At 66.7% G+C, this 11,587-nt stretch carries 11 protein-coding genes; 9 read left to right on the forward strand and 2 right to left on the reverse strand.

The annotated features are described in order from the left end of the window. The first annotated feature begins 126 nt into the window (after positions 1–126). Positions 127–2,412 carry a cation-translocating P-type ATPase gene (locus CAP38_RS10700; RefSeq protein ID WP_086121389.1) on the forward strand — a complete coding sequence of 762 codons (2,286 nt, stop codon included), beginning with the start codon at positions 127–129 and terminating at the stop codon, positions 2,410–2,412. A gap of 1 nt (position 2,413) precedes the next feature. Then, the gene (locus CAP38_RS10705) at positions 2,414–3,229 is read left to right on the forward strand and encodes a transglutaminase family protein (protein ID WP_086121390.1); all 816 of its coding nucleotides are present in this window, start codon (positions 2,414–2,416) and stop codon (positions 3,227–3,229) included. Here CAP38_RS10705 and CAP38_RS10710 read toward each other — a convergent pair. Together CAP38_RS10710 and CAP38_RS10715 are read right to left on the reverse strand one after the other, a co-directional pair. Further along, positions 3,219–4,577 (reverse strand): heavy metal sensor histidine kinase, encoded by a 1,359-nt coding sequence (locus CAP38_RS10710; protein WP_256924417.1) that lies wholly within the window; start codon positions 4,575–4,577, stop codon positions 3,219–3,221. The genes CAP38_RS10705 and CAP38_RS10710 overlap by 11 nt on opposite strands. After that, positions 4,574–5,254 carry a heavy metal response regulator transcription factor gene (locus CAP38_RS10715; RefSeq protein ID WP_086121392.1) on the reverse strand — a complete coding sequence of 227 codons (681 nt, stop codon included), beginning with the start codon at positions 5,252–5,254 and terminating at the stop codon, positions 4,574–4,576. The genes CAP38_RS10710 and CAP38_RS10715 overlap by 4 nt, the downstream gene beginning before the upstream one ends. A 164-nt stretch (positions 5,255–5,418) precedes the next feature. Here CAP38_RS10715 and CAP38_RS10720 point away from each other — a divergent pair, with 164 nt between their 5' ends. The 7 genes from CAP38_RS10720 to CAP38_RS10750 all read left to right on the forward strand — a co-directional run. After that, positions 5,419–5,751, forward strand: coding sequence for a DUF4148 domain-containing protein (locus CAP38_RS10720; protein WP_086121393.1), 333 nt, complete (start codon positions 5,419–5,421; stop codon positions 5,749–5,751). 54 nt (positions 5,752–5,805) lie between these two features. Then, positions 5,806–6,144 carry a DUF4148 domain-containing protein gene (locus CAP38_RS10725; protein ID WP_086121394.1) on the forward strand — a complete coding sequence of 113 codons (339 nt, stop codon included), beginning with the start codon at positions 5,806–5,808 and terminating at the stop codon, positions 6,142–6,144. A 97-nt stretch (positions 6,145–6,241) separates the two neighbouring features. Beyond that, positions 6,242–6,643 carry a hypothetical protein gene (locus tag CAP38_RS10730; protein ID WP_086121395.1) on the forward strand — a complete coding sequence of 134 codons (402 nt, stop codon included), beginning with the start codon at positions 6,242–6,244 and terminating at the stop codon, positions 6,641–6,643. Between the two features lie 156 nt (positions 6,644–6,799). Next, on the forward strand, positions 6,800–8,176 hold the full coding sequence (locus tag CAP38_RS10735; RefSeq protein ID WP_256924418.1) for a TolC family protein: 1,377 nt from the start codon (positions 6,800–6,802) through the stop codon (positions 8,174–8,176). Between the two features lie 46 nt (positions 8,177–8,222). Then, positions 8,223–8,786 (forward strand): hypothetical protein, encoded by a 564-nt coding sequence (locus CAP38_RS10740; protein ID WP_086121396.1) that lies wholly within the window; start codon positions 8,223–8,225, stop codon positions 8,784–8,786. Beyond that, positions 8,783–9,895, forward strand: a complete 1,113-nt coding sequence (locus tag CAP38_RS10745) for an efflux RND transporter periplasmic adaptor subunit (RefSeq protein WP_086121397.1) — start codon at positions 8,783–8,785, stop codon at positions 9,893–9,895. Before CAP38_RS10740 ends, CAP38_RS10745 begins: the two co-directional genes overlap by 4 nt. Position 9,896: 1 nt before the next feature. Then, the coding region (locus tag CAP38_RS10750; RefSeq protein ID WP_143435814.1) for an efflux RND transporter permease subunit at positions 9,897–11,587 on the forward strand (1,691 nt) is incomplete at its 3' end.

The raw sequence follows: 11,587 nt of genomic DNA on the forward strand, positions 1-11,587 counted from the left end.
TGCTGAGCTTTGTGTCGGCAGGTCGATCACCGAGCAGGCGACGCACGACTGTGGATCAACCGGCGCGCAACATCGATGTCAACTGACGCTTGACTCTGTAGTAGGTGCAGGGTTTTCAATGGAGCCATGAACCAACCGAACCCGACCAAGCTGGTATCCAGCAACTGCTCCGACCACTGCGGTGATCTGTCCATCGACGAGCAGCCCGCTGCCGCGGCATCGCCGGGCGCGGTCACGCTGCGCATTGCCAACATGGACTGCGCGAGCGAGGAGTCCGAGATCCGACGGGCGCTGGAGCCCTTCGGCGATCTGGACAACCTGCGCTTCGACCTGGGGCGAAGAACCTTGACGCTCGATGCGCAAGGTGCGCAGCTTGATCAGGCCGTCGCGGCCATACGCAAGGCCGGCTTCCAGCCGGAGGTCATGGGCGCGCGGCCTGCCGGTCAGGGTGCGGCGGATGCCTCGCCGGCTGGCCACGAGCACGCCGGTGGCGAGCAAGGCTCGCAGCCGTCTGCGTCATGGCTGGGCGAGGGCTTGCCGCGCCTCATCCTGGCACTCGTCTTCGCGATCGGTGCGGAGGGGCTTTCGTTTTTTGCGCCATCGTCGCTGCAATGGGACATCGCCAAGATGGCGCTGGCGGCCATCGCCATCTTCCTGGCCGGCTTCGGCACCTATCGCAAGGGGTTTGCGGCGCTGCGGGCGGGCCGGCTGAATATCAACGCGCTGATGACGGTGGCCGTCACCGGAGCGTTCCTGATCGGCCAGTGGCCAGAGGCCGCCATGGTGATGGCGCTGTACGCTATCGCCGAGTTGATCGAGGCGCGCGCTGTCGACCGTGCGCGCAACGCCATCCGCAGCCTGCTGGCCCTCGCGCCGGAGGAAGCCGATGTGCGCCAAGCCGATGGCAGCTGGCAGCGCATGTTGGCCAAGGCGATTGCAGTCGACAGCATCGTCCGCGTGCGGCCCGGTGAGCGCTTCGCGCTGGACGGCGTGGTGTCGTCGGGCAATGGTGCCGTGGACCAATCGGCAGTGACCGGCGAGAGCATTCCGGTGGACAAGGCGCCGGGCGATCAAGTCTTCGCGGGCACGGTCAATGCGGCGTCCGAGTTGCAGATTCGCACCACCGCACCGGCGGGCGACACCTTGCTGGCGCGGATCATCCAGGCCGTCGAGCAAGCGCAGGGCAGCCGTGCACCGACACAGCGGTTTGTGGACCGCTTTGCGGCGATCTACACGCCCGCCGTGTTCGTGCTGGCGGTGCTGGTGGCGCTGCTCACGCCTTGGCTGATGGCCTGGACCTGGATGCAGGCGATCTACAAGGCGCTCGTGCTTCTAGTCATCGCGTGCCCATGCGCGCTCGTGATCTCCACGCCAGTGACCGTTGTCAGCGGTCTGGCGGCAGCAGCGCGCCGTGGGGTGTTGATCAAGGGTGGCATATACCTCGAGGAAGCTCGCAAGCTCAAGGCCGTGGCGCTCGACAAGACCGGGACACTGACTGAGGGCAAGCCAGCGCTCGTGGCTTTTGTTGTGGTCACCGCGGCCAGGTCCGAGGCCACCGTGCGCGGCTTGGCGCTGAGCCTCGCCGCGCGGTCGGACCACCCGGTGTCGAAGGCCATCGCGGCCGGGCTGGTGTCGGCCGATCGACCCGAGGAGTTGCCGGTCGAGGACTTCACGGCGCTGCCCGGGCGGGGCATCAGCGGCCTGGTCGGTGGCGAGCGTCTGACACTGGCCAACCACCGCTGGGTGGAAGAGAAGGGCCTGTGCAGCGCCGAACTCGAAGCCCGCCTGGCCGAGCACGAGAAACAAGGTCGAACCGTGACGCTGCTGGCGAGCGAGCGCGAAGTGCTCGCCGTGGTCGCGGTGGCCGATCGCATCAAGCCCACGTCGAGGCAGGCGGTGCAGGAGCTGCTGGCCCTGGGTGTGACCCCAGTGATGCTGACGGGCGACAACGCCACCACTGCACGGGCGATCGCTCAGCAAGCGGGCATCGATGAGGTGCGCGGGCCGCTCTTGCCCGACGAGAAGCTGACCGCGATCCAGCAGTTGCAAGCCACGCGGGGCATGACTGCGATGACGGGCGACGGCATCAACGACGCCCCGGCGCTGGCCAAGGCCGACATCGGCTTTGCGATGGGCGGCGCGGGCACACACACCGCCATGGAGGCGGCCGACATCGTGGTGATGAACGACGACCTGAGGCGCTTGCCCGAGATCATCCGGCTGTCCAAGCGGGCGCACGCCGTGCTGGTGCAGAACATCAGCCTGGCCTTGGGCATCAAGGCCGTGTTTCTCGTGCTGGCGGTGTTCGGCAGCGCATCGATGTGGATGGCCGTGTTCGCTGACATGGGCGCCAGCCTGCTGGTGGTTTTCAACGGGCTGCGGCTGCTGCGGCCCGAGCGCAAGGAGCTTTGAGATGACGACGAATCAACTGTTGAAGGCGACGCCGCTGCTGGACTTCGAGCACCCGACACTGCAAGCGCTGATCGCCGAGCGCAAGTGGCTCGCGATGGTCGAGCACGATCGCATCGGTGCGGCGTACGCCTTCGTGCGCGACGAGATCGCCTTCGGCTACAACACGAGCGACGATCTCCCGGCCTCCGCGGTCCTGGCAGACGGCTACGGGCAGTGCAACACCAAGAGCACGCTGCTGATGACGTTGTTGCGGGCGCTCGGCACTCCGTGCCGGCTGCACGGCTTCACGATCGACAAGGCGCTTCAGCAGGGCGCCGTGACCGGCTGGGCGTATCTGCTGGCACCGCGCAACATCCTGCACTCCTGGGTCGAGGTGCGGCACGAGGGACGCTGGATCAACCTGGAAGGCTTCATCCTGGACCGCCGATACCTCACGGCGCTGCAGCAACGCTTTGCCAGTCATCGAGGTCCGTTCCTGGGGTACGGCGTGGGCACCCCTGACCTCGCCGACCCACCGGTGGACTGGCGCTGCGGGGACACCTACATCCAGCGCGACGGCATCAACCAGGACTTTGGCGTATTCGGTGACCCTGATGACTTCTACGCCAGATACGGCGCGAACCTGTCAGGGCCCAAGCGCTGGGTGTTCGAGCGCGTCGTGCGGCACATGATGAATCGGAATGTCGATCGCATCAGGCGCTGCGCCTCGGCATCCGGAGCAACGGGAGCAAGCACGCCAACCAAGTCGGAGGGCACCACTCCAAACTGCCAGGGATTGGAGGGCTCGTTTCCCCAGCGGATCGACGTCAAGCTCTAACGCCGCTGCTGCCGGCAACAGGAAGTCGCAGCCCCACGGCCGTGAGCCCCTGCTCGCTGCGAACGAAGGCTTGGCCGCCGTGCATGCGGGCGATTGCCGCCACGATGGCCAGCCCCAGGCCATGATGCTGCATCGCGTCGGCACGCGACGGATCGGCGCGGTAGAACCGATCGAACATGCGGGGCTGCTGCTCCTGCGGAATCGTCGGGCCTCGATTGCTCACGACCAGCTCGATCCGATCGGGAGCGCTGGAGATGTTGACCAAGATGTCGCTCCCGCGATCAGCGTAGCGCGTGGCGTTGGCCAGCAGGTTGCTCAACGCGCGTCTCATCAAGCCGGGGTCGCAGTGAAGCCGGGCATCGCCGACGACCGAAAAACCGGCTCCTGCCTCTTCCGCAGCCGCCGAGTGGTAGTCGACCACTTCGGCGCTCAGAGATGCCAGGCTCTCGACGTGTTCGCGGCGTGCCGTTGCACCGCGCTCCGCACGCGACAGGAACAGCATGTCGTTGACGATCCCGGTGAGCCGGTGCAGCTCCTCGAGGTTGGATTCCAGGACGTCGCGATGCGCCTCAGCCGCATGCGGTCGGCGCAACACCACCTCCGTGCTGGTGATGAGTGTGGCTAAAGGCGTGCACAGCTCATGAGCCACGTTAGCGTTGAAACCTTCTACCTGGTCGTACGCGCCTTGGAGTCGATCCAAGAGACCGTTGAATCGGTGAACAAGCGGCTGAAGTTCGCGCGGCTGTTGGCTGCCATCCAGGCGCTGACTCATCGTGCTGGCATCAAGCGCATCGGTCTGGCGAACCAGGCCGCGCACTGGCGACAAGCCGGCTCGTACGAGCACAAAGCCACCCGCCGAGATCAGCGCAGATCCAAGCAGGGCCGAGACCCACAAGGTCCAGGCAAGCTGGGTCAGCGCAAGGCGGTCGGCCGTGGTGTCGAGCTCAAGCAGAACGCTTACCGGTACGTTGTCGATTCGAACAGGTGCCTCGTAGGCGACGCTGCGAGTCGGGCGCGCAGCCGGCGTCGGAAAGCTGTTCTCATAGAGCACCTTGTTGCCAGACCCTTGCAGTCGCACCCGAAGGTCGGTGTGCCCCAGAAAAAAGTCATCGAGCTTGTGTCTCAGGACAGCGAGGTCGCGCTGGAGATCGACCTCGGCGAGCAGATGGTTCACGATCGCCTGCTTCTGTTGCAGCGACTCCGCCTGCCTCTTGTCTTGGCTGGATGAGCTCACGACGTAGACAAGCGTTGAGACGATGAGAAGACCAACAAGCGACTGCGCCGCCAGCCACCATGACAGGCGCACGCCGAGGGAGCCTGTGGCGGCCACTGTGGTCGGCTCATTCAAGCGCGAAGCTCCATCACGTAACCCATGCCCCGCACGGTGTGCAGCAGCGTGATGTCGAAGGGCTCGTCGAGCTTGCTGCGCAGACGCCGGATCGCGACTTCCACGACGTTGGTGTTGCTGTCGAAGTTCATGTCCCACACCTGCTCGGCGATCTCGGTGCGCGACAGCACTTCGCCCGCACGGCGCAGAAAGAGGGCCAGCAGGTTGAACTCCTTGGCGCTCAGGTCGAGGCGTTTACCGCCACGCATGGCACGGCGCTTGAGCAGATCGAGTTCCAGGTCATGCAGGCGCAGTACCGTGGGTTCCGAAGTGCTTCCTGCTTTGCCACGGCGCATCAAGACATGCAACCGGGCCACCAGCTCCGAGAACGCAAAGGGCTTGGTCAGGTAGTCATCCGCGCCCGACTGCAGTCCCTTCACCCGATCCTCGACCGCGCCTCGCGCCGTGAGCATCAGCACAGGCGTGTCGCGCGAGTGCCGCAGCGCCGCCAGCACACCCAGGCCATCGATACCGGGCAGCATGCCGTCAAGGACGATGAGGTCGTATTGGCCCTGGGTGGCCAGGTGCAGGCCATCCACGCCGTTGGAGGCGACCTCCACCACGAAGCCTTCCTCCGTAAGGCCCTGGCGGAGGTAGCTCGCGAGCTTGGTCTCGTCTTCGATCAGCAGCAATCTCATGCAGCCATTGTCGATTGGCTGTGCCGCCCCGAAGCGAAGCTGACAAACATGTAATCAACGCGCCAGCGTCGCGTCGCGGCCTAATTTCTACAGTGGCTTCCATGCCTTGCGGCATACGACAGAGCAAGTCGCTCGTCGTCACCTCCGGCCAAAGGACTTCGATCATGTTCAACCGCACCCTGATTCTCTCCGCCATTGCCACTTTCGCAGCGCTGCCGATGGCTGCCTCGGCGACCTCGCTCTACCACCCGGCCGACGGTGAAGCCGGCGTGACCAAGCACCTCGACCACCTGACGTCGACCAAGACGCGGGCGCAGGTGCAGGCCGAAGTGCTGGCCGCGCAGAAGGACGGCTCCTTGTTCCGCATCCAGCGCAGCCTGCCGCTGCCCGCCGAAACCCAGGGCATGAACAAGACGCGCGCTCAGGTCGTCGCCGAGGTGCTCAACGAGCCGGCCGCCGAGCGTCGCGCCCGTGAAGCGCTTCTTGCGGGCGGCTGAGCTGCCGACCAAGACAAGCACTGCATGCCGACACTCATCCCACAGAGGAACACCATGATTGTCAAGACCCTTCTCGGCATCGGCGCGCTGGCAACTGCTATTGCCGCGCCGCCGGTCGCTTTCGCCGAGAGCTACATGCACCCGGCCAATAACGAACGCGGCTACACCGTGCATCCCGACCACTTCAAGAGCACCAAGACCCGCGAGCAGGTGATGGCGGAGCTGGACGCGGCGAGGGCCGACGGATCGCTGCGCTACCTGCAGCGCGGCCTGCCGGTGCCCGAGCGCAACGCGGGTCCTGGGCGAAGCCGGGAGGAAGTGGCTCGCGAGGCGGCGTCGATGACCTTCCAGGACCGGCGCCAGATGCACGTGCAGACCGGTCGCGGCCGATGAGTGCACGGGCGCTGACAAAACTGTTTCCAGTCGGCGCCGTGGCTTTGTGCCACGGCGCCAGCCTCAGCATCCTTGCAAACTGACTAAACTCCTTCCTGTGCGTAAAGTCGTTGCCATCTTCCTATTGGTGCTGCTGCCCCTGCAATGGGGCGCCGCACTTGCGGCTTCGTACTGCAAGCACGAGGCGGCGTCGGGGCAGGCGCACTTTGGGCACCATGAGCACTCTCGCGCACCCAAGCAAGCGGTTCCCAACGCCTCGGACGGTGGGGTCGTATTGCCGTCGGCGAGCGACTCAGGCGCTGCGGCCGACGCAAGCGTCGAACTGGCCTCAGACGCCGATTGCAGCATCTGCCACCTGGGCGCGATACAGGCCGCGGTGTCGGCTGTCGAACTCTCGATGGCAGCCATCGGCAACGAGCTTGGGGCCGCCTACCAAGCGAGCTGGCCCGCTTCTCCCGCAGAAACCCTCTTCCGCCCTCCGCTGGCCCCGCGCCAGTGACTCGTCGGCGGGGTTGATTCTCTAGGCGCGCGCTCGCGCGCATCTTCCTCGCCGTCATCCGCGGCCGCCTGCTGCCTCCACACGAAGGACAGCCCAGCGGTTTGATGCACCGCCGACACGCGCGTCGGCAACACGGCCAACCACATGCAGCCCTGCATGCGCCGTGAGGAAGATCGGAAGAAGAAGATGGCGATCTCGCTACCACGAGACCTGCTCGTTCCATCGCGGGCCGTTGCCCCGCGTCTGTGGGCGCCCGGATCAAACGCTTTGGCGGCCGGGGCGCTCGGCGTGCTGTTGACAGTGAGTGCCGCCCACGCGCAGCCGACCGCTGCAACAGCCCAGGCTTCATCGGTCGCGACTGAACAGACGCAAACCCCGCAGGCGGCATCGCTTCGCGCAGCCGTTGAAGCGGCCTGGGAACGGCAACCCGAAAACAAGGCCGCACCGCTGCGGCGTGATGCCGCGTTGGCGCAACGCAGGGTCGCGTCGGGTTGGACGCCCGAGCCCGCAGCGTTGGAAGCGTCGACGCGCACCGACCGCCTCACGCGCAACAACGGCGCCCGCGAGTACGAAGTCGGCGTGGCAGTGCCGCTGTGGCTGCCGGGTGAACGCACACGCTCGCAAGCGCTTGCCGACAGTGAGCTTGGCGCCGTCGATTCGCGCCTGGCGGCAGCCCGCTGGCGGATTGCCGGCTCAGTGCGAGAGGCCTGGTGGGCCGTGCAGACGGCGCGGCAGGACGTGCAATCCGCGCGCGCCAGGCTCGCGGCAGCCGAGGCACTCGCGGCCGACGTGGCGCGCCGCCTGCGCGCGGGCGACCTCGCCCGTGCTGACCTGAACCAAGCCGAGGGTGCGGTTGCGTCGGCCTTGGCCGACCTGGCCGCCAACGTAGCCGCCGAGGCCGCAGCGGCGCAGAACTTGAGATCGCTCACAGGCGCCGTCGTTGCGGCGGGTCTGAGCAGCGTTGCCGAGCCAGAACCCAGTCCAGCGGCCAGCCTGCCGGCCGACCACCCGGCGGCACGAGAGATCGCCGACAAGGCGGAGACGCTCAGGCGCTCACTGGCCCTCGCGCAGGCGCAACGGCGCGCCAACCCGGACCTGACGCTACTGACAACGCGCGACCGTGGCGCTGCCGGTGAGTCCTACGGCCAGACCATCACCCTGGGTGTTCGCATCCCGTTCGGCAGCGAGGACCGCAACCGTGCCAAGCAGGCCACGGCGGCTGCCGACCTGGCGGAGGCCGAAGCAGCGTTGGCGGTCGAGCAGCAACGGCTGACGTCCGAGCTCGAGTCCAGCCGCGCCAGAGTGGCGGCCGCACGTGCCGCGTTGCAGGCGGCCGAGCGTCGCGCGCAACTGGCCCGCGAGACCAAGGGCTTCATTGACAAGTCTTTCCGCGCCGGCGAGACCGACCTGCCCAGCCGGCTGCGCGTGGAGCTCGAAGCGGCCGAGGCCGAGCGGCAAGCCGCCCGCGCTGCCATCGAGCTGAGCCACGCAATCTCCATCTGGCGACAGGCGCTGGGCCTGCTGCCTCAGTGATGACAACGCTTTGGCGCGACCGAATCCATTTTTCAGGAACCCTTCCATGAAACTCCTCACCTCGTTGGCTTGCGCACTCGCCGCAGCCACCCTCGTTGCGCTGCCGGCCCGGGCCGGCGAAGGCCATGACCACGGCGACGCGCCCCCTGCGGCAGCTGGCCAGGGGCTGCCGCGCTTTGCGGCCGTGTCCGAGACCTTCGAGCTGGTCGGCGTGCTCAGCGGCAAGCAGATCGTGCTCTACCTTGACCGTGCAGCCGACAACAGCCCCGTGCGTGGCGCACAGATCGAACTCGAGATCGCCGGCAAGAAGTTCAAGGCCCAATCGTCGAAAGGACCCCAGGGCGACGACGAGTACGAGGTGGTGCTGGCCGACGCCCCCAAGCCCGGTGTGCTGCCGATCACTGCCACGGTGACGGCGGGCGAGGAGACCGACTTGCTGGCCGGTGAACTCGACCTGCACGAGGACACACCCGCCGAGTCCGCGCACACGCACTCGTGGAAGGAGTACGTCACCTGGGCGGGCGGCGGCATCGCCGCCCTGATGGTGGTCGGCTTTGGTGCGCGCCGGATCATGGCTGCTCGCAGCGTCCGCGCAGGAGCCGCAGCATGAAGCGCGCTGGGATCGTTTCGAGCCTGGGTCTCCTGCTTGCCCTGGCAAGTTTCACCCCTGTGCACGCCGGCCCGGGCCATGACCATGGCGACGGCCCCGCAGCGCCCACGGCCAACGGCCCGCAGCGCCAGCCCGACGGCAGCGTCTTCCTGCCCAAGCCCGCGCAGCGCCAGTTGGGCGTTCGCACGCTGGTCAGCGAAGAAGCGGAACTGCCGCGCTCGGTGGAGCTGAACGGCATGGTGCTGATGGACCCCAACGCCGGCGGCAAGGTGCAGCCGATCAACGCCGGCCGCATCGAGCCCGGCCCGCGTGGGCTGCCGCAGCCGGGCCAGGCGGTGCGCAAGGGCGAGGTGTTGGCCTTTGTGCTGTCGTCTTCAGCCCCGATTGAACGCTCCAACCAATCGGCGCAACTGGCCGAGCTGCGCGCAGCCAAGGCGCTGGCCGACAAGCGCGTGGCGCGCTTGAAGGAGCTGGCCGACACGGTGCCGCGCAAGGAGATCGAGGCCGTCGAGAGCGAGGCCGCGAGCCTGGCCGAGCGCATCGCCGCCATCGGCAGCGGCTTGGGCACGCGCGAGGCGCTCTTGGCCCCGGTGTCGGGCGTGATCGCTTCGGCCCATGTGGTGGCTGGCCAGGTGGTCGACGCGCGCGAGCTGCTGTTCGAGATCGTCGACCCAGGCCGCCTGCGCATCGAGGCCCTGACCTTCGAGCCCGCACTGGCGGCCAATGTCGGCAGCGCCACGCTGGCAGTGGGCGATCAGCGCGTGCCGCTCACCTTCGTCGGCGCGGCGCGCAGCCTGCGTGAGCAGGCGTTGCCACTGGGCTTTCGTGCTCAGGGTGCGGCGCTCGCGAGCCTGGCCGTCGGCCAGCCGGTGCGTGTGTTCGTGCAGACCAAGCAGAAGGTCAAGGGCATCTCGGTGCCGGTTGCCTCGTTGATGAAAAACCCGGCGAACCAGACGGTGGTGTGGGTCAAGACTGCACCCGAGCGCTTCGAGCCGCGTACGGTAACCACCGAGCCGCTCGACGGGATCAACGTGGCCGTCACCAACGGCCTGAAACCCGGCGACCGCGTGGTCACGCGGGGCGCCACGCTGATCAACCAGGTGCGCTGACATGTTCAAGTGGCTACTCGACAACAGCCTCGGAAACCGGCTGCTGGTGATCATTGCCAGCGTGGTGCTGATGGCCTACGGCGCGTTCACGCTGACGCGCACGCCGGTGGACGTGTTCCCCGACCTCAACAAGCCCACCGTCACCATCGTCACTGAGGCCGGCGGCATGGCCGCCGAGGAGGTGGAGCAGCTAATCACCTTCCCGCTCGAGACGACGATGAACGGCCTGCCGGGCGTGGAGTCGGTGCGCTCGATCTCCTCGGCTGGCCTGTCCTTCCTCTATGTCACCTTCAACTGGAGCACCGACATCTTCCGCGCGCGGCAACTCGTCTCCGAGCGGCTCGCTGGCATGGAAGCCAGCGTACCCGAAGGCATCACACCGCACATGGGGCCGATCAGCTCGATCATGGGCGAGATCATGCAGATCGCCATTCCGGTCGATCCGAGCAAGATCAGCCCGATGGCGGTGCGCGAATACGCCGACTGGGTGCTGCGGCCACGCTTGCTGTCGGTGCCCGGCGTTGCGCAGGTCATCCCCATCGGCGGTGAAGTGCGGCAGTTTCAGGTGCAGCCCAACACGCGGCGCATGGCCGAGCTGGGTATCACGCACGAGCAGATGGAAGCCGCGCTCAAGGGCTATTCCAGCAACACCTCGGGCGGCTTCCTCGAGCTGAACGGCCGCGAGTATCTGATCCGCAACCTGGGCCGCACGTCGCGCCTGGACGACCTGAAGAACCTGGCGCTCACCGCCAAGAACGGCCAGCCGATCCTGATGCGCCAGATCGCCGAGGTGACCTTTGCCGCGGCGCCCAAGCGCGGTGATGCCGGCTTCGAAGGCAAGCCGGCGGTCATTCTCGGTATTCAGAAGCAGCCCACGGCCGACACCATCGCACTCACGCTGGCCATCGAAGAGGCGCTCGTTGGTTTGAAGACCTCGCTGCCGGCCGGCATGGAAGCACCCAAGGTCACCTTCCGCCAGGCCAGCTTCATCGAGGCCTCGATCACCACGCTGCAAGGCAAGCTCATCGGTGCATCGATCTTCGTCGCCGCGATCCTGTTCTTCTTCCTCGGCACGCTGCGGCCGACCATCATTGCGCTGACGGCCATTCCCGTCTCCATCTTCATCACTGCGCTGGTCTTCAAGTACTTCGGCCTGTCGATCAACACCATGACGCTGGGTGGCCTGGCTATTGCCATCGGCGGCCTGGTCGATGATGCGGTGGTCGGCGTAGAAAACGTGCTGCGGCGGCTGAAGGAGGACCGCGCCAAACACCCCGAGCACCGCATCCACCCCATCGAGGTGGTGGCGCGCGCAACGATGGAAGTGCGCTCGGCAATCCTCTACGCCACCGTGATCATAGTGCTCGTCTTCATCCCGCTGTTTGCGCTGCCGGGGTTGGAGGGCAAGCTCTTCGTGCCGCTGGGTATCGCCTTCATCGTCTCGACGCTGGCTTCCCTCATCGTCTCGGTCACGGTCACCCCGGTACTCAGCTTCTACCTGCTGCCGCGGATGAAAAACATCGACCACGGCGACACCAAGGTGCTGGCCTGGCTGAAGGCGCGCTACCGCGGTGGCCTGCAAGGCGCGCTCGATCGTCCGAAGGCAGCCATGGTGGCGGCTGGCGCGGCGGTCATCGTGGCGGCGGCGGCGGTGCCTTTCTTTCCAACCACCTTTCTGCCGCCCTTCAACGA

It is taken from the genome of Hydrogenophaga sp. IBVHS2, from assembly GCF_002127215.1.
Taxonomy (GTDB): domain Bacteria; phylum Pseudomonadota; class Gammaproteobacteria; order Burkholderiales; family Burkholderiaceae_C; genus Hydrogenophaga.

Bases quoted from the DNA above. Each gene is read 5' to 3' on its own strand.
- CAP38_RS10705 (WP_086121390.1), top strand. From the start codon at position 2,414: ATGACGACGAATCAACTGTTGAAGGCGACGCCGCTGCTGGACTTCGAG.
- CAP38_RS10715 (WP_086121392.1), bottom strand. From the start codon at position 5,254: ATGAGATTGCTGCTGATCGAAGACGAGACCAAGCTCGCGAGCTACCTC.
- CAP38_RS10720 (WP_086121393.1), top strand. From the start codon at position 5,419: ATGTTCAACCGCACCCTGATTCTCTCCGCCATTGCCACTTTCGCAGCG.
- CAP38_RS10745 (WP_086121397.1), top strand. From the start codon at position 8,783: ATGAAGCGCGCTGGGATCGTTTCGAGCCTGGGTCTCCTGCTTGCCCTG.
- CAP38_RS10725 (WP_086121394.1), top strand. From the start codon at position 5,806: ATGATTGTCAAGACCCTTCTCGGCATCGGCGCGCTGGCAACTGCTATT.
- CAP38_RS10700 (WP_086121389.1), top strand. From the start codon at position 127: ATGAACCAACCGAACCCGACCAAGCTGGTATCCAGCAACTGCTCCGAC.
- CAP38_RS10735 (WP_256924418.1), top strand. From the start codon at position 6,800: ATGCGCCGTGAGGAAGATCGGAAGAAGAAGATGGCGATCTCGCTACCA.
- CAP38_RS10740 (WP_086121396.1), top strand. From the start codon at position 8,223: ATGAAACTCCTCACCTCGTTGGCTTGCGCACTCGCCGCAGCCACCCTC.